Source organism: Streptomyces sp. NBC_01717, from assembly GCF_036248255.1.
In the GTDB taxonomy this organism is placed as follows: Bacteria; Actinomycetota; Actinomycetes; order Streptomycetales; family Streptomycetaceae; genus Streptomyces.
Window position 1 is genome coordinate 537,277 of record NZ_CP109178.1, and the last position, 23,378, is coordinate 560,654.

Here is a 23,378-nt window from a genome sequence, read left to right on the forward strand (position 1 = left end):
GCAGGAGCGCACGCGAGGCCGCCCAGCCCACCGAGCAGACATAGGCCGAAGCCGAGACTTGGGATCAGCAGCCGGAACTGCGCTTGTCCCGGTAGTTCATGTGGGCGAAGGCGAAGCCGACGATCGAGGCGCCGTGCGTGTCGATGTACTGCCGGTCGATCTCCTCACGGTCAGGCCTGGAGGTGGGCCAGGACTGCGTCGTGGGCGGCTGCCACGGCGTGGCGGGAGTCGTCGGTGTGGTCGGCCGCGTCGAAGCCGTGGTGGCCGGCCGGGACGTCGATGGTCTCGATGCGGGCGTCGACGGCCTTGGCGGCGGCCAGGAACTCCTCGACGGTGGCCGCGAACTCGGCGTGTTCCAGGCCGGCCCGGGTGAGGACGATCGGCAGCTCCCCGGCCGTCCGCACCGCGGCCACGGGACTGAACCGCGCGTCCACCGCGCTCCAGCCGGGGAGCGGCGCGAGGACCGGGTAGTTCGCGGCGACGCAGCGCAGCCACGGTGGCGGCGCGGCGAGCCAGTCGGCGGAGAGCAGCCCACCGGCGGAGAAGAACCACAGGGCGATGCGGTCGGCGTCCACCCGCGGGTCGGCCCGCACGAGTTCGACGGCCGCGGCAATGTCCTCGGCGGCCTGCGCGTAGTCGGTGAGGGCGTACAGGCCGTGGTAGACGGTCACGCCGACGACGCCCCGGCTCGCCGCGTACCGGGCGTGGCCGGTGTAGACCGGCCAGTCCCGCGGCGTGGGCCGCAGCTCGGCAGCTACGGGGCCGCCGTGAACGAACACGACGGCGGGCCTGGGCCCGTCGGCGTCCGGCAGATGGAGGTCGACCGAACCGATCCGCTCGCGCGGCCGCTCAGGGACGTCCAGCACGAAGGGCTTGAGGTAGAAGGGCTGTTCGTCGCCGCTCGCGGTGATCCGGTGCCCCTCGCCGACGGCCGCCCGGAGCAGGACGGCGGCCAGCTCGTCGGGGGCGGAGAGCATCGGCCAGTGTCCCGTGGCGAGTTCGAAGAAGCTGACCCGGGGGTCGGCGAGCGCCCGGAACTGCGGCGGCCCACTCCGAACCAGCGTCTCGACCATGGCGATGGTCACCCCGCCGGCCGTGCAGAAGACGCCTGTGGTGGGCACTCCGGCGAGCGCCCCGGTCAGCCGCAGCGGCTGGACGAGGGTGCCGGACGGCTGCGGCGCGGCGTACCGGTCCAGCTGGGCCAGCGCCTCCGCCGGGAGGCCGGCGGTGCTGCCCCAGCGCTGCCACTCGTCGGGCTGCGGCACGGGGATCCGCCAGTCGTGCTCGGCCGGCCCGTCCCGGCGCTGCAGCCGCTCGCGAACCTCCTGGTCCGGGACAAGGGCGAGGGCGGCGTCGCCGTCCTGCGGCAGGCCTGCGTCCAGGTGAACGACCCGGCTGATCCGCTCCGGGCGGCGGTCGGCGGCACCCAGCACCGGATGGATGGCGTAGTCGTGGCCGACCAGCACCAGTTCCGGCGCGTCGAGGTGGTCGATCAGTTGCACCACGTCATCGATGTGCGTCTCCAGGTCGGTGTCCCGCCCGGCCAGGTGGCGGCGCTCCCCGAGGCCGGTGAGGGTCAGTGGGTGTACCTCCGCCCCGGAACCGCGCAGCCGTTCGGCGGTCTCCCGCCAGATCCAGCCACCGGTGAAAGGTCCGGAAACCAATACGAATGCCGACATGATCGCCTCCTTGCGTGCCGCGGTCCGCGCGGCCGGCCGTACCGGTCGTCCGCGCTCGCAGGTACGGTAGGAACTCCCCCTGAGGGAGGTTCAAGCCTTGTCCCCTGACGGAATGTGGAGCATCGGCGAGCTCGCCGAGCGGGCGGGCGTCACCGTGAAGACAGTCCGCTTCTACTCCGACTGCGGTCTGCTGCCCGAGGCCTCCCGCAGTTCCGGCGGGCACCGGCGGTACGGGCCCGACGCGTTGGAACGGCTGCGGCTGATCCGCTCGCTGCGCACCCTCGATCTGCCGGTGCCGGAGGTGGGCCGGGTGCTCGACCACGGCGACGGTCTGGCGGACGCTCTGGAGGACGCCATCGACGGACAGTTGCGCGAGCTCGGCTCCCAACTGACCGCGCTGCGCTGGCGGGAGGCGGCCCTGCAGGTGATCCGGGACTGCCCGGCCGAGGAGCGCGCAGACCGCCTGCGGCTGGTCGGCAGGGTTTCCACCCCGCCCAGTACGGCGCCGCTGGCACGCTTCTGGCGGGGGGCGCTGCCGGTCCGGCTGTCGTCCCGGCTGGTCTCCTCGATCCTCGAGTACGCGGTACCGCAGCCGCCGGCCGATCCGACGCCGGACCAGGTGCTGACCTTCGCCCGGCTGTACGCCATCGCCACCGCGCCCTGCCCGGCCGTCGACCCCCGCCGGCCGGCGGGCAACCGGACCGACGAGGTCCGCCGCCCCGACGTGCTGTACGACGGCCTCTTCGATGCGTACACGCTGGCCGCGGCTGAGCTGAAGACGAACCGGGCACCGGAGCGGGGGCAGGCACTCGACTGCTTCGTCGCGGCCCACGCCGACTCGCGCGGCCTGCGGGACAGCCCGGAGTTCCGCCGCAGGCTCAATGGGCTGCTGGCGCTGGCCGCCGATCCAATGGTCGACCGGTACTGGGAACTGACCGGCGAGCTGACCGGCTCGCCGGAGCCGACCCTCGGGGCCGCCCACGAGTGGATGCGGGCCTCGCTGGAGACCGACGTCGCCGCAGCCGCCGGCTGAGCGGGGCACGCCCGCTCGGCCGACCGCTCTGGGGGTCGACGTGGAGGCCGCCGCCCGGGTGAAGCCGACGAACATGCGCATCGACCGTGCCTGAGCGGGCCGGGCGGCAGCCTCCAATCACTTCACCGATTCACCGGGTCACCGAGTAGGAGTGGGCGCCGGTTCCGGCCAGGGCTCCTCCATCGACGATCTGGTACTCGTCACGGATCGGACGGCCCGCGAACCAGGACTCCAGGATCTCTCGGGTACCGGCCGCGTACCGGGCCTGCGCGGAGAGCGAGGACCCGGAGATGTGCGGGGTCATGCCGTGGTGCGGCATCGTGCGCCAGGGGTGGTCGGCGGGGGCCGGCTGCGGGTACCAGACGTCTCCCGCGTAACCCGCCAGCTGTCCACTGCGCAGCGCGCGTTCGACGGCGTCCCGGTCGACGATTCGCGCCCGGGCCGTGTTGATCAGATACGCGCCACGCTTCATCGTGGCCAACAGCTCGTCGCCGAACAGCCCTTCGGTCTCGGGGTGCAGCGGCGCGTTGACGGTGACTACGTCGCAGTGCGGCACCATGTCCGCCGCGCTCTCGTGGAAGACCAGCCCCAGCTCCCGCTCGACGTCCTCGGGCAGCCGGTAGCGGTCGGTGTAGTGCAGCTTGACGTCGAAGGGAGCGAGACGGCGCAGTACGGCCAGCCCGATGCGTCCGGCGGCGACCGTGCCGACATGCATGCCCTCCAGGTCGTACGACCGGGCCACGCAGTCCGCGATGTTCCACCCGCCGTCCAGGACCACCTGGTGGGAGGGCAAGTAGTTCCGCACGAGCGACAGCGTCATCATCACCACGTGCTCGGCGACGCTGATGCTGTTGCTGTACGTGACCTCGGCGACCGTCACGCCGTGCGCGATCGCCGCGTCGAGGTCGACGTGGTCGGAGCCGATGCCCGCGGTGATCGCGAGCTTGAGGTTCTTGGCGGCGGCGATGCGCTCCGGGGTCAGGTACGCGGGCCAGAACGGCTGCGAGATCACGACATCGGCGTCGGCCAACTCCCGGTCGAAGACCGAACCGTCGCCGTCCTTGTCCGAGGTGACGACAAGGGTGTGCCCGGCCTTCTCCAGAAAACCGCGCAGACCGAGTTCGCCGGAGACACTGCCGAGCAGACGACCCGGCGTGAAGTCGATCGCCTCGGGGGTCGGAGTGGTCTGGCCGCTCGGGTAGTTGTCGATGGCGGGGAGATCGTCACGGGCGTACGAGGTCGGATATCCGTCGGTGGGGTCGTCGTACAGGACACAGAGCACCTTGGCCATGGTCACGGCTCCTCAACTACGTTTCCAGTAGGTGAAGTTCACGATCCTCGGGGTCGAACACCCTAGTCAAAGCGAACCTCGCTATGCCCGTATAGCCGACAGCTATCACCGTCGGGCACCGGCCGGCCCGCCCGTCGTCATCCGTGTCCGCCGAGGTAGGTGCGCAGGAGCTCGTCCAGCGCCTGTCGTACGTCAGCCGCCCGGGCCACCGCCGGCAGGGCCGCGGCGAGAACCGAGGGCGGGTCGGGGCCGGTGACCAGCCCGACCCGTGGTCCGTACGCGGGCCCCTCCAGCGGAACCACTCGCATGCCGTCCGGTACGCCGAACATGTGCAGCCACGCGTGCGAGATCACGCTGGACCAGTGGCCACCGGGCAGGTGCGCGTACAGCCCGGCAACGCTGTCCGACTCGATCGCCGGAGCGGCGGTGGCACCGTCGGCGGCGAAGCACTCGTCGATGATGCGGCGGTTACGCATACGTGGGCCGAGCAGGCACAGCGGGAGCGCGGCGGCCTGCGCCCAGCGGGCCGTGGCCGCGGTGGCGAGCGGGCCGTCGACCGGAGTGAGCAGGACGTACCGCTCCTCGTACAGGGGCAGCCGGCGCAGACCGCCGCCCCGGGTGTCGTCGTCGAGGTATGTCATCGCCGCGTCCAGCTCGAACTCGGCCAGCCCGTGCCAGATCTCGGCCGAGGACAGCGACTCGATGCTCACCCTGGCCTGCGGGTGATGCTCGCAGAAGGGGTTCGTGAGCAGGGAGGCGGTGGGCAGGGCGGTCGGAACCACGCCCAGGCGGAGGGTGCCGGTCAGGCCGCCTCGTAACGCCGACAACTCCTGCTGCAGCCCGTCCCGTTCGGCGAGGATGCGGTGCGCCCACGCCAGGACCACCTCGCCCTCCGGTGTCAGCCCCTCGTACCGTCGCCCCCGGCGCACTATCGGCACCCCGAGTTCGTGTTCGAGACGGCGGATCGCGGCGGACAGCGACGGCTGGGAGACGTAGCAGGCGGCCGCCGCGCGGACGAAGTGGCGTTCGCGGGCGAGGGCGACCAGGTATTCCAGCTGACGCAGCAGCATGCACGACCTCCGAGGGGGCTGCGGGGTAGGGCCCAGGGTTTCCATATGCCGACCTACAGCATGGGGCAGGCCTCGCCGCCGGTCCCGGTGTCGGTCGGGCTGCGGCACATGCTGTTCCGGTTCGCGGAGGAGACCCGCAGGCGCGCCTGCTGGGGGTGGGCCCGGAGACCGCGCACCGGAGGGCGGATGGTGTCGCGGCAAACCCGGTTACGCCATCACTCGTGGTGAAGCGGCAGTCTGTGCATGTTGCCGTCGGCCATGGTTGCAGCGCACCTCGGTCGAGGAGAGACTTCTGATGAGTCCATTTTCTCCCATTTATTCTTGAAGCGGGTGAGAAAGGCGGCACTGGTCGTGGCATCCGTAACCGAATTCGACTACCTGGTCGTCGGGGCCGGATCTGCTGGATGCGTGGTCGCTGCGCGTCTGTCGGAGGACAGCGACGCGCAGGTGTTGCTGCTGGAGGCAGGCGGAAGACGGCCGCTGGAAGCCATGGCGGTTCCGCCTGCCTGGCCAACCCTGCTGGGGTCGTCGGCGGATTGGGCAGATGAGACGGTGCCGCAGACCACAACCGGCCTCAGAGTGCCGTGGCCCCGCGGTCGCGGCCTGGGTGGATCTTCGTCGATCAACGCGATGAACTTCCTGCGTGGTCACCACACCAGCTACGACAGCTGGAACGAGGCCGGTGTGGAGGGCTGGGGCTACGACGATCTTCTCCCGTACTTCAAGCGGAGCGAGGATCTCACGGGCGTCGCGGGCCGGGACGCCACGGTACGCGGGCTGGACGGTCCGTTAAGGGTGGGCCCCGCTGTCGAACGCCATCCGGTGGCCCAGGCATTTCTGGCAGCAACCCTGGAGGCCGGGTACACCGAGGCGGAGGACCTCTCCGGTGGACTGCAGGAGGGGTTCGGCTGGACCGATATGAGCATGCCGACGGCACGCGGCAGGACGGCGCCACGGCCTACCTCCGGCCGGTCATGGACCGCTCCAACCTCCACGTCGTGACCGGCGCCCTCGTGCACCGGGTGACGCTGGACGGCGACCGTTGTACGGGCGTGGAGTACAGCACGGAGGGCGACAGCGTGACCGTGCGGTGCTCCGGAGAAGTCGTTCTCTGCGCGGGAGCAGTGGGGTCACCTCAGTTGTTGATGCTGTCCGGCATCGGGCCGCAGGACCACCTCGACCAGGTCGGCATCGCCACCGCGGTGCACCTGGCCGGTGTCGGCACCAACCTTCAAGATCATGCGATCTCCGGCATCGTGTACCAGTCGGCGCGCCCCCTGCCCACCACGTTGAACAACCACGCCGAGATGCAGGGCCTGATCCGCAGCAGCTCACGGATCCCCGGCCCTGACCTGCAGCTCACGCTCGTGGATCTCCCCCTGCGGGAGAACCACCTGCCCGGTCCCGATGTCGGGCAGGGTTACACGATCATGGTCGCCCTCATGACCCCTTTCAGCCATGGCACGATACGCCTCGCGGGCCCCACGCCGGGCGCGTCCCCGATCATCAACCCCCGCTACTACAGCGACGACCGGGATACCGATCGCATGGTCCATGGCCTTCGCGTGGCCCGCGAGATCGGAAGCGCCCCCGCACTCGCCCACTGGCGGGGAAAAGAGGCCCTCCCAGGCCCGGACGTCCACGACGACGAAGGACTGCGCGCCTATCTCTTCAGGAATCTCCGCTCCTACAGCCACTACGCCGGCACATGCCGGATCGGTGTCGATGAGACGGCCGTGGTCGACCCCGCCCTGCGCGTACGCGGGGTGAGCGGACTGCGCGTGGCGGACGCCTCGGTGATGCCCTCGGTCATCTCCGCCAATACCAACGCCACTGTCTATGCGATCGCCGAACGAGCAGCAGAACTCCTGCGCACCCACCGATCCGGATCCCGTGGTTCACCGTGACACCCCGCCCCGTCGGGCACGGCTGCCGTCGGGTCGGTAGCTCCAGCCGGATCGGTCGATGACGGTCATGCCGGTCGCGTCACGGCCTTGGAATGGGAGACCGTCTACGAACGACACAGCCGCTGGTCCGCGAAAGGCATGTGGGACACGAACCTCCGGGCCGTCCAACGTCTTCCACGGCACCGTCGCCGCGATCCGGCTCGGCGGTGAGGCGCTCGAAAACCGGTGGAACAGAGCCGCTGTCCGCCATTACCGTGCTGCCGCACCGAGTCGTCTAGTCAAGGACCTGCCGTTGTACACCCTGTGAGACCTCCCGAGCGCTGAATCGTCGCGCGTCGCGCCTGTGCGCCGCGCTCCTTTTTGCTGCGGACTTCTCACTGAAACCGGTGTACTTCTGTGCTCAACAACTGGGTGGTCGCGCCCGCCTGCCTGCCGCTCGTTCTCCGCCGTTGCCACGCGTGCGCGTCCGAACGTTTCCGGGCAAGCGGCAAATTTCGCGTCAACGCAAACCACAAACTCCTCGACGCCTGGCTCCTCGTGCTCTGTACCGCTTGCGGGGTAACTGCAAAGCTCACGGTCCTGGAGCGGATGAATGTGCGCTCCGTACGACCTGAGCTGCTGGACCGGCTGCATGACAACGACCCTGGCCTGACAGCTGAGCTGCTCCAGGATCCGGTCGTGCGGCGCCGTAATCGCATCGCCCTCGACTGGGACAACGCCTGGCATCTCGATACCGGTGGATCGGATCACCTGCACCGCGAGGTGATCGACGTCTCGGTCCGTTTTGCGGCGCGGATCCCTGTTCGGCCGGTGCGATTGATCGCTGACGGTTGCGGTCTTTCGCGGGCCGAGGTCGAGAGACTCATCACGGAGGGGAATCTCGTTTCGGCAGTCCGGCTGACCGGCAAGCTCTCCGGCGACTTCACCTTCACGCTCAAGCGCTGAGCCCTCCTCGGGACCAGGGACCTGTCCGGCAAGATCCGCCGGACAGGCCCCATAACCTGAGTCCGGCTGATGCCGTACAACTCACTGGCGAACCAACGCTCGGTCGACCGGACCGGGTTGTCGCTCGAGCCGAGCCGGGGTTGGACGGCAGGGTGCTGCTTGCCTGCCACACTGGTCTCGTGCGCACTGCGGTGGACTGCCCGATCACCCTTGGTACACGAGGACATATATGTGGGCCTCGCTGAAGCCGTACCTCGATAGGAACGCCTCACGCCCTAAGGGCTGTCCCGTAATCCCTGGTGGATCAGCGCGCGGCGTCAGATGCGGTGCATCGCAAGGCGGAGGAGCGTCCTCATACTGGGCGTATTCGGGCGTTCCGACAACGCGGCGAGGTGCCCGTAGCTGTCGTCGCGCGCCCGCCAGGGATTACGGGACAGCCCTTACGACCTTGGGAGCGATACCAGCTCCGGATCTGCCTGGCGGTCTGGGCCCCTGCGCGATCAGGACGCCGCTGAGGAGGAGTGGTGCCGTCAGGCGGATCGCGGTCGCCGCTGTCTTGACCGGCGCGTCTTGGTCAGGGAGTGGACCGCAGCGGCGGCGCCTGCCACGTCATCCCCGGGGGCTGGAGTAGGGGCGAGGGCTCGGGGCCGGGGTCATCGGTGTCGACGACTCCGGCGGCCGTGTGGTCGAAGTCGGCGGGCCAGCGGGTGTGCTCGCTGGCCACGGCGCCGGTCAGGCGTGCTTCGACAAGGTTGGCGGTGCTCAAGTCGGTGCCGCGCAAGTCGGCCATGCGGAGATCGGCGCGTTGGAAGACCGCGCCGTGGGCGACGGCCTTGCGCAGGTTCGCCTCGCGCAGGTCGGTCTCAGTGAAGTCGGCGTCACGCAAGTCGGTTTCGACCAGCTTCGCGCCCCGTAGGTCGGCCAGAATGCAGCGAGCCCGACGGAGAATCGCAGTCGTGAGGTCGGCGTGCCGCAGGTTGACCGAGACCAGGGACGCCTGGGTCAGATTGGCGTGGTACAGGCCGGCGGCCTCCAGGCAAGCGCGGTCGAAGTTGACCTCGGGGAACCAGAGTCCGTCGCAGTCGGCCCGGCGCAAGTCGGTGATGCTGAGATTGACCCAGGACTGCTCCCGGTGCTGGCACAGCACGCCGAGCGCGGTCAGCGCCACCTGGGCGTCGGCGGCGCGAGTCTCCAGGGGTGCGATGTCATTGATGGGCACGTCTGCCGCCGGTGATTCCGGCCCGGCGGGTGGCCAGGGCAGGTGCGTACGCAGATACGCGGCCTGGATGGAGATGATGGCCTCCCGGTCGCGGGCGGACTGCTCCGCGATCCGCCACAGCGCGTGCAACCCGCCGATGCGCACATCCAGCTTGTCGCTGCCGAGCTGGTCGACGGCCCGGCTGAATCGGTCGGTGACGTAGCCCTCCTGGGTGGCGCGCAAACCGTCCTGACTCACCCGCAGTTGCCGCCAGGTGGCATACGCGCCGAAGAGCACGACCAGGCCGCCGACCACCTGCAGAAGCGTCGTACGGACATCGTTCACCGCCTTCAGTCGATCCTGTGCGGCGACGCTCGCCCCGGCGAGATCGTGGTCGACCACCACACCCGGCAGTAGGACGAACACTGTGCCTAGAACGACCAGCCCCGCCGCCCCGGCCAGCAGAGCCACGGCTGTACGACGCCTGACCAGCCCGTCGCGCCATGCCCGCCGCCCGCGGTCCGGTTCCCCCATCTCCATGGGCACAGGAGCTTAGGCTCCACTTAGTAAACGATCAAGAGTGCTGTGGCACTGGCCCGTGACATGAGAACGGCCGTATGGGTTGAGTGAGTTGTGAGGTTTACCTGGGCCCGTGCGGCCTGTTCCCATCCTGCCCTGTCCGGGGTCCCGCGCGCACACTTCGGCGAGTTACTCAAAGAACTCGCGCCCCGGTGGCAGGCCGCGCGGGAGTCGGCGCTACACGAGCGGCGTGGCGGAGACCGGAGGCGGGCGGCTGGCGCCGGGCCCAAGCAGCGCCTGGTCTTCGTCGACCGGCTCCTGGTCACGCTGGTCCACCTGCGGCTTGGGATCCCGCACGCCGCTCTGGCCGAGTTGTACGCAGTGGACCGCTCCACCGTCTCCGGAGCGATCCGCGAGGTCCGCCCGCTGCTGGCGGCCCGCGGCTTCGCCGTCCCGGACCGGCCGGGGGTCCGGCTGCGCACGCTGGAGGACCTGTTCGCCTACGCCGGCGCGGGGGGCGTTGACCTGCGCATCGACGGCACCGAAGTGCAGGTCCGACGCCCCCGCACCCACCGCCCCGGCCGCAAGGCGTTCGTCTCCGGCAAGAAGAAGCAGAACACCATCAAGACCACCACCTTCAGTGACCCGCAGGGTCGCACCCTGTTCAGCGGTGTGGTCCGGCCGGGCCGCATGCACGACCAGACTGCCGTGCGCACCGAGGGCATCGCCGAGCAGTTCCACCGGCACCCCAAGGTCAAGGCCGAGGTCGACGAGGGCTACCGGGGCCTGGCCAACGAGTTCCCCGGCCAGGTCAGCGCCCCGCCGAAGAATCCGAAGGACGACGCGCCGCTGGGCGAGCACCACGCCTGGCGCGAGCAGAGACGCCGCCAGTCCTCCGCGCGGATCTGCGTGGAGCACACCAATGCCGAGTACAAGCAGTGGCGGCCCCTGCAGCGGTTCACCGGCCGCCGCGAGACCTACGCCGAGACCCACCTCGCGATCGCCACCCTGGTCTCTGACCGCTCCGCCCGGCGGGCGACCCGCCGCAAGGCGAGCACCGAACTGGTGCTCAGCCGGCAGGCCGCCTGCTGATCACTCACCAGCCAACTCGCCAGGCCAGCACGCCCCGAACTCAATCGCTCCCAAGGTTGTTAGGTTCGATCACGGCCCGGAGACGACCGCGTCCTACCGCTGCTGTGCTTTGAACCAGCGGATCGCAGCGATGGCTAGCCCGACGACAGCGATGATCACAACAGCAGCGGCGATCTTGGCGCCCAGGGGCATCACTCCGAACACGTGCGTCTCCCTCGTTGAGTGGCTGCATTCGCCTGCAGATACGCGCTCGGACTCTCGCGTGGGATGACCATGCCATGCCGTTCAGTACTCGTAGCATCCAAGGCGAAAGCCTTGAGGATCTTCTGAGCTTGAGCTTGTTCCGCTCTGACGGACTCCCTTGGACCACCCGCGAACAATCCATCGAGTCCGCCTTCGCCACCGTCCGCCTGCTCACGAAGGTCACCAGGGGCGCCAGCTCCCGCGCCGCCGGACTGGCGGTGGCCTTCAAGTTGGTCGAGTCCGCTCGGGCCCACACTGGCGAGCGGTCGACGGCGCCCGCCTCGTCCCGTCGGTCCGTGCTGTGGCCGTCTTCGAACACGGCAGTTGGTCGAACGTTCCGGAGAACTCGCAGCGTGATGGACCCATTGACCTGCGGTTTCCGCTAGCGGGGCTGATCTGGATTACGCGTAACGGTCGAAGAGGGCCTGGATGTATTCCTCCAACCTATTCGTCAGCACGGTAGGGGTCAGATCAGCACGGCCCAGTTCACGCCAGGGGACGGCAACTTTCTGAGCGTCCGGAGCAAAGGCCAAGGCGTCCAACAACCGCCAATACAGATGTGCGGCCTGCTCGTCGGCCAAGGCCCCTCCCGCTGCGGCGTATCGGTCGGCGAAGGTCATGCCCGCAGGGACACCGTGCAGCAGAGCCAGGGCGGTCGAGCAGTGGGCCACATCCAGGTCGGCCGGCCCCCAAGAGGTTTCCACCCAGTCGACGACGCCGCTGATCCGCAGATCGCCGCTGGTGCCTTCGAAGAGGACGTTGCCGGGGTGGAAGTCCCGGTGCAGAAAGCAGGGCAGGTAGTCGGGCGGCTCACGTCGAATGACGTCCACGGCCCGCTGCCACAGCTCGGGTCGCTCGGTGGCTCCGGGCGGGCTTACCCGCTCGGGCCCTGTCCACGCCTGATAGGTGCGCGGCCGGGTCTCAGCAGTCACCTGCACCCGGTGGATTCGCGACAGTTGGCGAGCCAACAGGTCGACACGTCGGTCGGACTCCTGGTCGGCCAGGCGAACGGTCCCAGGCAGTAGGGACATGAGCAGGGACGGGTGGTCGCAGTACTCCGCCGCCGCGTCCACGTCGATGAGCGTGGCCGCGGGAACATCCGTGACGTCGAGCTGACGCAGAATGCGCGCCTCCCGCGTCAGCAGACCCTCCGCGTGCTGCACGAAGAACGACTTGACGAAGGACCGAAGGACCACCGACCGCCGGCCGCCCGGCCGGGAGATGTCCAGACGGCGCATCTCCGACGTCCACCCACCACGCAACCGCGTGACATCGTCGATGTGCTCCGACTCGAGCAGTCCCTTCTCGACCCAGGCACGCGTCGCGGCCCAACCATGGCCATCGACATCTCCACCGACGCGCCCTGCACCCTCACCCATAGCCATGAGAGACAGGCTATCGACCACCCACCGGACACACCCCGTGGGCTTCCCACCCACAGCTTTTGACAATCACTCACGCCGCAACGACGTGTGTTGACGCACCGATCCGGACAGCTGAGGCGGAGCGGCGCCTGGGCCGAAGCTTGCCGGCGCAGCTGACCGCGCTGCTGATGAAGACCGACGGGATGGTCGGTGAGTACGGGACTGGCGTCGTGTGGTCCCTGGATCGGATTCTGGAACAGAATTTGCTGTTCCGGGGCCCCGATACGTTCCCGGGCCTCTACATGCCATTTGATCCGCTGCCGTCCTGACGAGGGAGCAGCCATAGCCCACTCCACCCTGGAATGGGGAGCGAGACCCGGCCGGTCGCCAGCACCGCAAGCAACGCCCCCGGGCCCCGGCGAGGGGCGCCCGGGGGCGTGTGCTGATGCGGGTGCGGGGCACCGGCGGTCGTGGCCAGGCACTCCTGGTTATGCGAACTGGCCGGGCTGGTAGCCCCCGGCGGGCTGCTGGACGATGACGTTGCCGCGGTTGAAGGCGTTGATGAGGGCGATGGTGCACACCAGGGCGGCAAGCTGCTCCTCGTCGTAGTACTTGGCAGCATTCGCCCAGGCCTCGTCCGTGACGCCGCCGGCCGCGTCGGCGATGCGGGTGCCCTGCTCCGCCAGCTCCAGGGCGGCGCGCTCGGCGTCGGTGAACACCGTGGCCTCGCGCCAGGCCGCGACCAGGTTTAGTCGTGTCGAGGTCTCCCCTGCGTGCGCAGCGTCCTTGGTGTGCATGTCGGTGCAGAAGCCGCAGCCATTGATCTGGCTGGCGCGAAGCTTCACCAGCTCCTGCGTCGCGGCCGGCAACGTCGAGTCCGCCAGTGCCTTGCCCGCAGCGACGATGTGCTTCCCGAACTTGGCTGCGACCGGGCTGGCGAAGAGGTTCAACCGAGCTTCCATGGTGCACTCCTGTGTCGTTGTCGGTGGATACACCTCTTGGACGGAACAGCCCCGGCAAGTTGTGACATCGACGAATGTGACCTGTGTCTCCCCTCCCTCACCCCGGCAGGGATCCCCAGGAAGAGTGTTGGCCGGACCGCCGCGGCGCAGGTCCTGAGCCCGAGGCGGTCCAACACCGTCACGACCCGTGACGGGCGGCGGCGTTCCCGCCCGCGCCGCCGCCCGTCACATCACGCCCCTGCCGGAGCCGTTCCCGCTGGTCCGGAATCCACGGTACGTGCCGTACCCGGATTGGCCTCCGGCACCGTGGCCACGGGAGCCGTCACCGACTTCGTACGAATCCGGTCATTGCGCCCACCACCTCGCACCTTCAGAACGCTCAACGCGGCCAGGAAACCGACGACCGTCAGGCCCACCAGCCCTCCCTTGGTCGAACCCGTCGCGTCCTCGATCAGTCCGAAGGCGGTTGGCGCGACGAAGCCGCCGAGGTTGCCGATGGAGTTGATGAGCGCGATGCCGGGCGCCGCGGCCCGTGCGTCGAGGTAGCTCTGGGGGATCGTCCAGAAGATCGGCGAGGCCGGCTTGAAGCCGATGGCGGCGATGCACAGGGCGCCGAGCCCGACCCACGGCGACACGAACACGGCGAGCAGGGTGCCGCAGCCGCCGATGAACAGCAGCGTCACCAGGATCGGACGCCTCTTGCCGATGCGGTCCGAGATCCGCCCGCTCACGTACACGGCGACGATCGCGCACAGCCATGGCACCGCCGTCAGCAACCCGACCTGGAACTCGCTCAGCCCGCCGATGTCGTCCACGATCGACGGCAGCCAGAACGTCACCGCGTACAGGGCGACGTTGATCGCGAAGTAGATCCACAGGAACAGCAGCATCTGCGGGTCGGCGAGCAGCTTCCACCGGGACACCTGCGCGGTCGCGCGGTCCCCGGCTCGCTCCTCCTGCTCGACGTCGATGACGGCGACGAGCCCGCGCTTCTCCTCGTCCGTGAGCCAAGTGGCCTGCTCGATACCGGAGTCGAGGAACCGGTAGACGACAAATCCCAGCACCACGGAGAAGAGGCCCTCGATGAAGAACATCCACTGCCAGCCGGAGTGCCCCCACAGGCCGTGCATTTCGAGCAGTGCGCCGGAGATCGGACCGACGATGACGGTCGCCGTGCCGGAGCCCATCAGGAAGATGGATGTGGCCCGTCCTCGATGGGAGTCCGGCAGCCAGCGTGAGAAGTAGTAGATGACGGCCGGGAAGAATCCGGCCTCCGCGACGCCGAGCAGGAACCGCAACGCGTAGAACATCTCCGCGCTCGACACGAAGGCCATCGCGGTGGCCACGATGCCCCAGGTGATCATGATCCGGGTGAGCCAGATCTTCGCCCCGAAGCGCTCCATCATCATGTTGGAGGGCACTTCGAAGATTGCGTACGCGATGAAGAAGATCCCGGCGCCGAGCCCGAACGCTGCGGCGGACAGGCCGACGTCCGCGCGGAGTTGGTCCTGGGCGAAGCCGAGGTTCACGCGGTCCATGTAGTTCGCGACGAACATCACGAAGAAGAGAGGGACGACGCGCCGGAAGATCTTACGGATGGCGGACTGGACGGCGGGCGGGTGCTCGATGACGGGGACTTGTGCTGGTGGTACTGCGGACACGAGCGGCTCCGATCGTGGGCAGGGCGGGGAGAGAGGGGTGAGCGGGACCGGGTCGCATGAACTCCGGTCCCGCGAGTGCAGTTACCAGCGAGGGACGGTCGGCGTGACCCACTCCGGGTCGGCGATCCGCATCGCGGCCGCGTCGTCGCGGTCCCGCAGGCGGCCGTCGTCGTCGAGCCACCGCTGATGCAGGAACGCCAGCTTGTCGCGGTCCAGTTCGACGCCGAGGCCGGGCGCGTCGGACACCTTGACCGACCCGTCTTCGAAGGTGAGGCGTTCGGTGAGCACGTCCTCGGACTGCCAGGGGTAATGGGAGTCGCAGGCGTGGTGGAGATTCGGCACGGTCGACGCGACATGAGTCATCGCCGCAAGGCTGATTCCAAGGTGGGTGTTGGAGTGCATCGACACCCCGACCCCGAACGTGCGGCACATGGCGGCCAGTTCACGGGTGTTGCGCAGCCCGCCCCAGTAGTGGTGGTCGGACAGCACGACCTGTACGGCCCCCTGGGTGAAGGCCTCCTGGATCTCGGCGAAGGTGGTCACGCACATGTTGGTGGCGAGCGGCACGTCCGTCTTCGCGGCGACCTCGGCCATCGCCGACGTACCGAGCGCCGGGTCCTCCAGATATTCGAGTACGTCGCCAAGTTCCTGAGCGACCTTCAGCGAAGTCTCCACGGACCAGGCCCCATTGGGGTCGAGCCGCAACGGATGCCCGGGAAAGGCCTCGGCGAGTGCCCGTACGGCGGCGATCTCCTCCTCGGGTGCGAAGACTCCGCCCTTGAGCTTGAACGAGGTGAACCCGTACCTCTCGGTGAACTTCCGCGCCTGCTCGACGACGCCGGCCGGATCGACGGCGGCCCCCCAGTCATCCTTCTCGCAGGCGACCCCCGACGGGTGGTCGGCCCACTTGTAGAAGAGATAGGCGCTGTACTCCACCGCGTCCCGCAGCTTGCCGCCGAGCAGCGCGTGCACGGGCAGCCCGAGCGCCTTGCCGAGCGCGTCAAGACAGGCGACCTCGAAGCCGGACACCACGGACAACCGCAACTTGTCGGCGGTCTGCACTCCCCGCAGCCCACCCACGTCGACCTGGTTCTCGACCCGCCCCCGATCGACGGCAACCTCGTCCGCCACGACGAACAGTGCATTGAGATCGGAGACTTGACGCCCGACGAGCTTGTCGGCGAAGGGCCGGGCGAGCTCCAGATACTTGCTGTCGCCGTACGTCTCCCCCACCCCCGTCACACCACCCGCCGTGACGACCTCCACGATCAGTCGCGGAGTGTACGGCTGGTGCACTCCCTGGGTGTTGAGCAGTGGCGGGTCGGCGACCAGGATCGGGGTCAGCCGAACCTCGGTGATGGTCAGATCGCGAGTCACAGGGCGGCTCCTACGGGAGTGAGTGCGGATGCGAGGTCGAGGCCGGTGGCGAGCAGGCGCTCCAGGTCGGCGAGGTCGGCGGCCGAGGGATCGGTGAGCGGGGCGCGTACGGGCCCGACAGGACGCCCGCGCAGCCGGGCAGCTGCCTTCACGAGCGAGACGGCGTATCCGGGCTGACGGTCCCGGAGTTCGACGAGCGGGACGTAGAACTCCCGCAGCAACCGATCCATGACACCGTCGTCGCCCCGCCTACGGGCCTCGAAGAAGACGTCGGCGATCTCGGGTGCGAAGGCGTGAACGGCCGACGAATACGCGGGCACTCCGACCGTGGTGTACGCGCGGGCCTGGATCTCTGCGGTGGCAGCCCCGTTGAAGAACAGGAAACCGTCGGGCGCGGCGAGCGTGAGGCGCTGCAGCCGGTCGAGGTCACTGTGCCCGTCCTTGAGTCCGACGACCCCGGGAATCCGGGTGATCCTCCTCAACGACTCGACGGTGAAGGTGACTTGATCGCGCTGGTACGCGATGAGCGGCAGCCGGGTCCGCGCCGCCAGGTGCTCCAGCTGCGCGACGAGCCCGTCCTGCGGCGCGGCGACGAGGTAGTGCGGCAGCACGAGCAGGGCATCCGCCCCGGCTTCCTCGGCGATCCGCGCGAACCTGGCGGCCTGGGCCCATCCGTAGCCGACGCCGGCCACGACGGGCACCCTCCCCGCCACCACCTCCACCGCGGCGGTGACGACGTCCCGGTACTCGTCCTCGTCCAGGGAGAAGAACTCCCCCGTGCCGCAGGCGGGAAAGACGGCGCCGGGACCGGCGTCGATCTGCTCAGCCACGTATGCACGGAATCCATCGAGGTCGAGGGAGCCGTCGTCATGGAAGCTGGTCAGCGGGAACGACAGCACGCCGTTCGCCATCCCGCTCCGCAGCCGCCCGACGACGGCCTCCGTTTCCGTGTCCGTGCTCATTACTGCCACCATCTCCGTATGTAGATGCCATCTACGTATGAAGATGAAGGTTAGATACGCAGACCAGGGCCGTCAATGGTTCGGCGGCCCTCGCTTACGATCAGCACATGCCGGACCCCATGAACACGGACGAGGAGCGTGGAGTGCGCGAGGTGAAGTCCGCCGCGCGCACGGTCGAGCTGCTGGAAGTACTGGCGGAGCGCGGCGATCGCCCCGCCCGGCTCCAGGAACTCGCGGCCGAACTCCAGGTCCCCCGCAGCTCGATGTACGCCCTGCTCCAGACCCTGATCAGCCGGGGCTGGGTCCGCACGGACATGACAGGCTCCCTCTACGGCATCGGGATCCACGCCCTGCTCACGGGCACGAGCTACCTGGACACCGACCCCCGCGTCCGGGCCGTACGCCCGTACCTCGACGTGGCGTCCGAGGCACTCGGCGAGACGATCCACATGGGCCGCCTGGACGGCGGAGACGTGGCGTACCTGGCAACACGCGAATCACACGAGTACCCGCGCACGATCAGCCGGGTCGGCCGCCGCCTCCCGGCCCACGCGGGCGCGCTGGGCAAGGCACTCCTGGCCGAACGGCCGGACTCCACGCTCCCCGAGGGCCCGTACACCCCGGCCACCCCCAACACCCACACGGACCGCGACTCCCTGGCAGCCGACCTCGCGGAAACCCGCACCCGTGGCTACTCCATCGACCACGAGGAGGGCGTCCTCGGCATCATCGGCTTCGGCTTCGCCCTCCGTTACGACGCCCCCGCCCAGGACGCCATCAGCTGCTCGGTCCCCGTGGCCCGCCTCACCCCAGCCCATGAGTCCCAGATCATCAGCGTCATGCGCGAAATCCGCACAAAGATCGAGGCGACGACACCAGGCGGTGCGGGCGCCCCGCACTGGCGCTGACCTCGTCCCGGGGAGCGGCCCCCGAGGCTGTCCTATCGAGCCAAGCAGCTTGGAAAAGATCTCCGGGGACGGCGACGACCAGGAGCGCGGGCCGGCGCTCCGGGCGGGGGCCGTGACACGCCCCGCACGGAGCATTACGGGAGTCCGCGCGGAAGTGCCCCGGAGAGAGTGCTTCAGCGCGCTCCTGTCAGGACCTTCCTGCCCAGGCCAGGGCGTTGTCGGCCTGGGCGGCCAGTGCGGCGACGAGATCGGCTGCGGGTGGTAGGTCGTCGATGAGGTCGACACCCTCGCCGGCCCACACCGGCAGTGGTGGCACATCACCTCGTGCCACATCGATCTGGTAGTCACGGCGAGCCTGGGAATCCGCGGCAAGCTCAGCCTCCCGGCCCCGCCAGCGGTCGAGGTAAGGATGGCCGAGGGAACGAGCCGTGTACTTCGTCGTCTGCCATCGGGCCCCCCGGGCGATGTCAAGGACGCCGCTGCGTTCCGTATCCTCCCCGCGCCCCTGGACGATCGCCTCGGCGATCGAGCGATCGACCAGCGCCTCTGCCGTGGCCTGGAATCGGGTGCCGATGAGCGCCCCGGCGGCCCCCAGTGCCAAGGCGGCGGCCACGCCACGACCGTCGGCGATCCCACCGGCCGCCAGCACCGGCACCGGTGCCGCCAAGTCCACCACGACCGGTACGAACGGTAACGTGGCCCTCCCGCGCCGCGCCCCGTGCCCACCTCCCTCGCTCCCCTGCGCCACGATGACATCGGCCCCCAGATCCACCGCCGCCTGGGCCTCCTCCAGATCGGTGACCTGAACGATCACCGCAGCACCGGTTGCGCGGATTCGTTCAACGAACGGGCGCGGATCTCCGAAGGAGAGCATCACAGCCCTCGGGCCGTACTCCAGTGCCTGCTCGACCGCGCTGACACCGGCCGCCCAGCTGAGGAACCCAACTCCCCACGGTCTCCCGCCTCCAGCAACGATCGGTAGTTCGCGAGCCAGCCAATCCCGATCCCCGTACCCGCCGCCCAGCAACCCCAGCCCACCGCCGCGGGAGACCGCCGCAGCCAGCACGCCGCCGGCCGACCCGCCCATGGGCGCCAACGCAATCGGATGCTGCACCCCGAACAACTTCGTGAACGCCGTCGACAATGCCATGGCTGACATCATCGACTCTTCCGGCTCTCTGCGGGCATCAGTCAGGAATCCCTGTCACGCGGCGCACTCCGAACTGCCGTGGCAACGCAGGGCGGAAGCCCTCGCCCGGCATCACCGCTCCGGCATGGGCGGATTCCCTGCGGCAGCCCACCTCCGGCAGTCAGCCCTGAGCCAGTCGACGACGGCGACGGGAAGTCCGAAAGCAGCAGGCTCCACACATCAGAGCCCGCTTCCGGTGGTTGACGTGCACGAGCTGGTAGAAGCGGGTGTCTACGTGATCATCTCGGCATTGCGGGTCAGCCAATGCAGATCGTTCGCCCGGGCTTCGAGGCTCGTCTCCGGATCGAGGATGCGACTGAGGAACTCGGCGATGTCATCCAGGCTGCGCTCCTGGCGATAGAACGTCAGAAGCTCCTCGTTGATCTGGAGCGGCCCGTAGCCCTGACGCAAAAGCGCCTCCTGGCGAGGGTTGACCGGATGCTCACCGAAGCCCTGTCCGAGGACGAACACCAGGTCGCGCTCACGCGGCGCCATGATCGGCGCATCCCAGTCGACGACATGTAGCGGGCCGTCGCCGTCGGCGATCAGGTTGCCCGGATGGATGTCGGCGTGGCAGATGACATGCGGACCGGCCGTGGCCTTGGCGGCGAGCTCGTCGACCGTCTCGCACAGCCTTGTGATCGCGGCACCGTACCGCTGCCAGAAGGCGCCGAGCACGTTACTCACCGCCGCCTCGGCGCTGCGCGCGTGCACCCTCGCCGGTGCGGTCGTCGAGTAGTTCTCCACCGGCAGGATCGATTCGATCCGCGGGCTCGGCACAGTGCTGTGCAGCTTGCCCAGGAACGCCCCGTACTCGATCCACTGTCGGTCGGTCAGGATTCCCGCCGCCGTGAAACGGATACAGGAGCATTCGGTAGCCGCCCATGGCGTGCCCCGCTTCGCCGGACCGTGTGCCCCTCGGTGCCACCACGTGGGTCAGACCTTGCTCGCGCAGATATTGCGGCAGCGATACGGCCGCCGGCGCGAACTCCCCGCGCCGCACTTTCATGAAGTAGCCATCCTCACCGGCGGTGTTGATCCGGTACGCCCACGCCTGGCCGTCCAGACCGATCGGCAGGAAAACGAGTTCAACGCCGTCCAGGCCCCACGCCTGGGCTACTTCTGCGGTCAGTGTCCGCTCGTCGATGGGGGGCCTGTCGATCACGGCCATCAGCATTCCAGAGCCTCGTCCGGCCTGACCATCAGGTTTCGCTCGGGGGCGCCTTCGCGAGCCCGGCACACCGGCCACACCACCTGCGCACTGCATGGGAAGGAAGAAGCCGCACGCCTCCCGAGCCAGTCAGCTACCGGTTGCCCGATGCGGCGAAACGCGCCACGGCGGGCCCCACCGCGGCCGACGAGCCAGGCATGCTCGAGGCGACCCCGCACTCCCTTCGAGCCCGGGGTCGCCTTGAATCCGACTGGAAGCCTCGTCAGGGGGTGACGACCACCCGGCTGATCACCGGGAGGTGGTCCGAAGCCGTGGGGTCGGCGTGCAGAACGCGGGTGACCACCGGCTTGACCTGGTCGGTGGTGTAGATGTCGTCGATCCGCTCGGTCGGGCCCTCGGCCGGATAGGTCATCCCGTCCCCGTGACCGGCCTTGGTCCATGCGTCTGTGTAGCTGGCCTGCAACGGCTGGGACTCGGGCGCGGACGGGACCGCGTTGAAGTCGCCCACGAGGATCGACGGATCGGTGTCACCTATCAGGTCGACGAGCTGCGGGGCCTGGTGGAGACGGTCGGTCTGCGAGCTGGCGGCGAAGTGGGTGCAATAGAAGTGCACGGCCTTTCCACGGACATCGAGCGTGGCGTGCAGCAGACCGCGCTGCTCCTGACCGGGCGACTTGAACAGCCAGGTGTTGTCCCACTCGGTGATCGGGTATCGGGAGAGGATCGCGGTGCCGTACTGGATCCGGTGCCCGCCGACAGTCGGCGGGTTGTTGTCGATGTTGGCGCCGAACACCACGTGATATCCCAGCATGGCGGCCAGCTCGGCAGGCTGGTCCGCCCAATTGCTGCGTCCGGAGTAGTGGTTGTCGACCTCCTGCAGCCCGATCACGTCGGCGCCGCTCTCCTTGACGACGTCGGCGATCCGCTGGAGGTCGAGTGCATCATCGGTGCCCTGGGCGTGGTGGATGTTGAACGTCATCACATCCAGCACACGGGCACCGGTGCGTTCGGCGGCCGAGGCCTGGGCGATCCCCGTGGTGGCGAGCACGGAGACGACGGCGAGTGCGGACAAGGTACGACGCAACATGGTGTGGTCCTCCTGCGACAGGTATCAAAGACGATCACGATCATGATCCGGCCCCTTGGCGGATTCGTGGCCGGAGGGTGAAGAGCCGCCTCCCTCCCGATGTCGGGCATCGGACGCGCACCGGGGCCGGCCGAGGCCTGACGGTACGCCGGCGCCGTCCGGCGGGGCGCGCCCGCACGGCCGTGACGTCACCGGGTTCGGCCACCGGCCGATGACTGCGGGCCACCTCCGCGCGACATTCCCGACTCCTCAGAGCGGGGAATGTCGCGCGTGCGAGCAGGTCCGCACGGAGCGGTCACGATTGGGCGGGCCGACCTGAGAATGACCCCCGTTTCTGCCGACGGCACCCGCACGTGCACGACGGCCGCCGCTCACAACACGTCCTCGGAACACCGGTGTTGTTGGGGAGGCATTCCCTGTCAGGTTGGTCGGTCTTCGTTTGATGACCATGAGCACCGGCGAGGGTGTGGGTCATGCGTATACGTCAACTTGCACTCATCGGCGCGGCAGTTGTCCTCAGCCTTGGCACGCTCGCTTCGGGCGCGGACGCCAGCGACCACGCCCCGGTCCGGATGAACCAGATCCAATTGCTGGGCACGCACAACAGCTACCACCGCGAAGTATCCTTCGCAGAGAAGAAGATTCAGGGCGAATCCGACCCCGACAATCTGTGGTACTCGCACGCGTCGCTGCCGGTGCAGCTCGACCAGCAGCCGGTGCGCCAGCTCGAACTCGACGTGATGCCCGACAGCGACCAGGGTGGGCTCTACACCAACCCGCTGATCCGCCGGCAGGCCGGGCTCCCTCCGCTCGACGACCCCGACCTCGCGGGACCCGGCCTCAAAGTCATGCACTGGGCGGACCACGACTACAACACGACGTGCTCGACGCTGGTGAAGTGCCTGCGACAGGTGAAGACCTGGTCGGACGCGAATCCGAGGCATGTGCCGATCCCGATCCTGCTCGAGCTCAAGGCGACGGACCCGAAGATGGAGCAGCTCGGAGGCCCGAAAAGCCCGCCTTGGGATGCTAAGCAGTTCGACCGGCTCGACACCGAGATCCGCTCGGTGTTCGACGCCGACGAGCTCATCACACCGGACACTGTTCGTCACCGGGGGCTGACGCTCGAGGAGTCGGTACTGCGCCACGGCTGGCCGAGCCTGGCCCAGACGCGCGGCAAGTTCGTGTTCCTGATGGACAACAAGGACGCCAAGCTGCAGGCGCCGTACCTCAGCGGTCGGCCGAATCTGGAAGGGCGTGTGCTGTTCACCGACTCCGCGCCTGGGCGCGCTGACGCCGCTTTCCTCGAGGAGAACGACCCGACCGGCGCGAACACCGCGAAGATCCAGGACTGGGTGCGCAAGGGTTACTTCGTCCGGACACGCAGCGACGTTCCGTTCGGTGCGGCCAGGACTGGCGACACCAAGCAGCTCGAGGCTGCGCTGGCCAGCGGCGCGCAGATCGTCAGCACCGACTTCCCGGTGCCCGGGCTCGCCCCCCGCTACGGCAGCGACTACGTCGCACAGCTCCCCGGCGGCGGGCCTGCCAGGTGCAACCCCGTCGATGCACCGAGGTCCTGCCACACCGTCGAAGACTGACGGGCCGCGCCGACCTTCAGCAAGATGCGGACCCGGCGGCTCACCGATCTCGACGTTGACGTCCGGTGTAGCCGCCGGGCAGCCCTGGTGTCGGGTGCTACCAGCCTGCGCTTCGCCGGCCG

Annotated in this window: 21 protein-coding genes and 1 pseudogene; 9 read left to right on the forward strand and 13 right to left on the reverse strand. The window is 68.8% G+C overall.

The window, feature by feature from the left end; all coding sequences use genetic code 11:
* Positions 1-170 precede the first annotated feature (170 nt).
* Positions 171-1,679, reverse strand: a complete 1,509-nt coding sequence (locus tag OHB49_RS02580; protein WP_329157537.1) for an alpha/beta hydrolase — start codon at positions 1,677-1,679, stop codon at positions 171-173.
* A 97-nt stretch (positions 1,680-1,776) separates the two neighbouring features.
* On the opposite strand from OHB49_RS02580, the gene OHB49_RS02585 reads away from it, so the two are divergent.
* Complete coding sequence (locus OHB49_RS02585) at positions 1,777-2,712, forward strand: helix-turn-helix domain-containing protein (RefSeq protein WP_329157538.1); 936 nt, start codon at positions 1,777-1,779, stop codon at positions 2,710-2,712.
* A gap of 130 nt (positions 2,713-2,842) precedes the next feature.
* On the opposite strand, the gene OHB49_RS02590 is transcribed toward OHB49_RS02585, so the two are convergent.
* Both OHB49_RS02590 and OHB49_RS02595 read right to left on the reverse strand, forming a co-directional pair.
* Complete coding sequence (locus tag OHB49_RS02590; RefSeq protein ID WP_329157539.1) at positions 2,843-4,003, reverse strand: NAD-dependent formate dehydrogenase; 1,161 nt, start codon at positions 4,001-4,003, stop codon at positions 2,843-2,845.
* 137 nt (positions 4,004-4,140) lie between these two features.
* Positions 4,141-5,073: a LysR family transcriptional regulator gene (locus OHB49_RS02595; protein WP_329157540.1), complete on the reverse strand. Its 933-nt coding sequence runs from the start codon at positions 5,071-5,073 to the stop codon at positions 4,141-4,143.
* Positions 5,074-5,424: 351 nt separating this feature from the next.
* Here OHB49_RS02595 and OHB49_RS02600 point away from each other — a divergent pair, with 351 nt between their 5' ends.
* The 3 genes from OHB49_RS02600 to OHB49_RS02610 all read left to right on the forward strand — a co-directional run bounded on the left by OHB49_RS02600 (position 5,425) and on the right by OHB49_RS02610 (position 7,925).
* Positions 5,425-6,075, forward strand: coding sequence for a GMC family oxidoreductase (locus OHB49_RS02600; protein WP_329157541.1), 651 nt, complete (start codon positions 5,425-5,427; stop codon positions 6,073-6,075).
* Positions 6,048-6,980 carry a GMC family oxidoreductase gene (locus OHB49_RS02605; RefSeq protein ID WP_329157542.1) on the forward strand — a complete coding sequence of 311 codons (933 nt, stop codon included), beginning with the start codon at positions 6,048-6,050 and terminating at the stop codon, positions 6,978-6,980. Before OHB49_RS02600 ends, OHB49_RS02605 begins: the two co-directional genes overlap by 28 nt.
* Positions 6,981-7,376: 396 nt before the next feature.
* Entirely contained in the window at positions 7,377-7,925 is a 549-nt protein-coding gene (locus OHB49_RS02610; RefSeq protein ID WP_329157544.1) for a DUF1062 domain-containing protein, read from the forward strand.
* A 574-nt stretch (positions 7,926-8,499) separates the two neighbouring features.
* Here OHB49_RS02610 and OHB49_RS02615 read toward each other — a convergent pair.
* A complete protein-coding gene (locus OHB49_RS02615) occupies positions 8,500-9,663 on the reverse strand; it encodes a pentapeptide repeat-containing protein (protein WP_329157546.1) in 1,164 nt (387 codons plus the stop codon).
* A gap of 93 nt (positions 9,664-9,756) precedes the next feature.
* Here OHB49_RS02615 and OHB49_RS02620 point away from each other — a divergent pair, with 93 nt between their 5' ends.
* Both OHB49_RS02620 and OHB49_RS02625 read left to right on the forward strand, forming a co-directional pair.
* Positions 9,757-10,734, forward strand: a complete 978-nt coding sequence (locus OHB49_RS02620) for a transposase family protein (protein WP_329157548.1) — start codon at positions 9,757-9,759, stop codon at positions 10,732-10,734.
* Between the two features lie 383 nt (positions 10,735-11,117).
* Positions 11,118-11,334 (forward strand): annotated as a pseudogene (locus OHB49_RS02625) (IS256 family transposase); the annotation flags it as partial.
* A gap of 44 nt (positions 11,335-11,378) precedes the next feature.
* Here the strand turns inward: OHB49_RS02625 and OHB49_RS02630 are convergent.
* Complete coding sequence (locus OHB49_RS02630) at positions 11,379-12,362, reverse strand: phosphotransferase family protein (protein ID WP_329157550.1); 984 nt, start codon at positions 12,360-12,362, stop codon at positions 11,379-11,381.
* A gap of 59 nt (positions 12,363-12,421) precedes the next feature.
* Between OHB49_RS02630 and OHB49_RS02635 the strand changes: the two genes are divergently transcribed.
* Positions 12,422-12,670, forward strand: a complete 249-nt coding sequence (locus OHB49_RS02635; RefSeq protein ID WP_329157552.1) for an SMI1/KNR4 family protein — start codon at positions 12,422-12,424, stop codon at positions 12,668-12,670.
* A 159-nt stretch (positions 12,671-12,829) separates the two neighbouring features.
* Here OHB49_RS02635 and OHB49_RS02640 read toward each other — a convergent pair whose 3' ends face one another.
* The 4 genes from OHB49_RS02640 to OHB49_RS02655 all read right to left on the reverse strand — a co-directional run bounded on the left by OHB49_RS02640 (position 12,830) and on the right by OHB49_RS02655 (position 17,303).
* Positions 12,830-13,303, reverse strand: a complete 474-nt coding sequence (locus tag OHB49_RS02640) for a carboxymuconolactone decarboxylase family protein (protein WP_329157554.1) — start codon at positions 13,301-13,303, stop codon at positions 12,830-12,832.
* Between the two features lie 230 nt (positions 13,304-13,533).
* Positions 13,534-14,964: an MFS transporter gene (locus OHB49_RS02645; protein WP_443079478.1), complete on the reverse strand. Its 1,431-nt coding sequence runs from the start codon at positions 14,962-14,964 to the stop codon at positions 13,534-13,536.
* An 81-nt stretch (positions 14,965-15,045) separates the two neighbouring features.
* A complete protein-coding gene (locus OHB49_RS02650; RefSeq protein ID WP_329157556.1) occupies positions 15,046-16,341 on the reverse strand; it encodes a glucarate dehydratase family protein in 1,296 nt (431 codons plus the stop codon).
* Positions 16,338-17,303 carry a 5-dehydro-4-deoxyglucarate dehydratase gene (locus OHB49_RS02655; RefSeq protein WP_329157558.1) on the reverse strand — a complete coding sequence of 322 codons (966 nt, stop codon included), beginning with the start codon at positions 17,301-17,303 and terminating at the stop codon, positions 16,338-16,340. The genes OHB49_RS02650 and OHB49_RS02655 overlap by 4 nt, the downstream gene beginning before the upstream one ends.
* 107 nt (positions 17,304-17,410) lie before the next feature.
* On the opposite strand from OHB49_RS02655, the gene OHB49_RS02660 reads away from it, so the two are divergent.
* On the forward strand, positions 17,411-18,211 hold the full coding sequence (locus tag OHB49_RS02660; protein WP_329157559.1) for an IclR family transcriptional regulator: 801 nt from the start codon (positions 17,411-17,413) through the stop codon (positions 18,209-18,211).
* Between the two features lie 187 nt (positions 18,212-18,398).
* On the opposite strand, the gene OHB49_RS02665 is transcribed toward OHB49_RS02660, so the two are convergent.
* From OHB49_RS02665 to OHB49_RS02680, 4 genes are all read right to left on the reverse strand, one after another.
* The gene (locus tag OHB49_RS02665; RefSeq protein WP_329157560.1) at positions 18,399-19,361 is read right to left on the reverse strand and encodes an NAD(P)H-dependent flavin oxidoreductase; all 963 of its coding nucleotides are present in this window, start codon (positions 19,359-19,361) and stop codon (positions 18,399-18,401) included.
* A 270-nt stretch (positions 19,362-19,631) separates the two neighbouring features.
* Entirely contained in the window at positions 19,632-20,180 is a 549-nt protein-coding gene (locus OHB49_RS02670; RefSeq protein WP_329157562.1) for a phosphotransferase family protein, read from the reverse strand.
* Positions 20,080-20,571, reverse strand: coding sequence for a hypothetical protein (locus OHB49_RS02675; protein WP_329157563.1), 492 nt, complete (start codon positions 20,569-20,571; stop codon positions 20,080-20,082). Before OHB49_RS02675 ends, OHB49_RS02670 begins: the two co-directional genes overlap by 101 nt.
* A gap of 262 nt (positions 20,572-20,833) precedes the next feature.
* The gene (locus OHB49_RS02680) at positions 20,834-21,658 is read right to left on the reverse strand and encodes an endonuclease/exonuclease/phosphatase family protein (RefSeq protein WP_329157565.1); all 825 of its coding nucleotides are present in this window, start codon (positions 21,656-21,658) and stop codon (positions 20,834-20,836) included.
* A 473-nt stretch (positions 21,659-22,131) separates the two neighbouring features.
* Here OHB49_RS02680 and OHB49_RS02685 point away from each other — a divergent pair, with 473 nt between their 5' ends.
* Positions 22,132-23,256 (forward strand): phosphatidylinositol-specific phospholipase C1-like protein, encoded by a 1,125-nt coding sequence (locus OHB49_RS02685; RefSeq protein ID WP_443079479.1) that lies wholly within the window; start codon positions 22,132-22,134, stop codon positions 23,254-23,256.
* Positions 23,257-23,378 lie beyond the last annotated feature (122 nt).

What these genes read in the sequence shown, in the direction of transcription:
- OHB49_RS02580 (WP_329157537.1), bottom strand. Translation starts at nt 1,679, where the DNA reads ATGTCGGCATTCGTATTGGTTTCCGGACCTTTCACCGGTGGCTGGATC.
- OHB49_RS02590 (WP_329157539.1), bottom strand. Translation starts at nt 4,003, where the DNA reads ATGGCCAAGGTGCTCTGTGTCCTGTACGACGACCCCACCGACGGATAT.
- OHB49_RS02595 (WP_329157540.1), bottom strand. Translation starts at nt 5,073, where the DNA reads ATGCTGCTGCGTCAGCTGGAATACCTGGTCGCCCTCGCCCGCGAACGC.
- OHB49_RS02605 (WP_329157542.1), top strand. Translation starts at nt 6,048, where the DNA reads ATGGACCGCTCCAACCTCCACGTCGTGACCGGCGCCCTCGTGCACCGG.
- OHB49_RS02615 (WP_329157546.1), bottom strand. Translation starts at nt 9,663, where the DNA reads ATGGAGATGGGGGAACCGGACCGCGGGCGGCGGGCATGGCGCGACGGG.
- OHB49_RS02630 (WP_329157550.1), bottom strand. Translation starts at nt 12,362, where the DNA reads ATGGCTATGGGTGAGGGTGCAGGGCGCGTCGGTGGAGATGTCGATGGC.
- OHB49_RS02640 (WP_329157554.1), bottom strand. Translation starts at nt 13,303, where the DNA reads ATGGAAGCTCGGTTGAACCTCTTCGCCAGCCCGGTCGCAGCCAAGTTC.
- OHB49_RS02655 (WP_329157558.1), bottom strand. Translation starts at nt 17,303, where the DNA reads ATGAGCACGGACACGGAAACGGAGGCCGTCGTCGGGCGGCTGCGGAGC.
- OHB49_RS02660 (WP_329157559.1), top strand. Translation starts at nt 17,411, where the DNA reads ATGCCGGACCCCATGAACACGGACGAGGAGCGTGGAGTGCGCGAGGTG.
- OHB49_RS02665 (WP_329157560.1), bottom strand. Translation starts at nt 19,361, where the DNA reads ATGGCATTGTCGACGGCGTTCACGAAGTTGTTCGGGGTGCAGCATCCG.
- OHB49_RS02675 (WP_329157563.1), bottom strand. Translation starts at nt 20,571, where the DNA reads ATGGCCGTGATCGACAGGCCCCCCATCGACGAGCGGACACTGACCGCA.
- OHB49_RS02680 (WP_329157565.1), bottom strand. Translation starts at nt 21,658, where the DNA reads ATGTTGCGTCGTACCTTGTCCGCACTCGCCGTCGTCTCCGTGCTCGCC.
- OHB49_RS02685 (WP_443079479.1), top strand. Translation starts at nt 22,132, where the DNA reads ATGCGTATACGTCAACTTGCACTCATCGGCGCGGCAGTTGTCCTCAGC.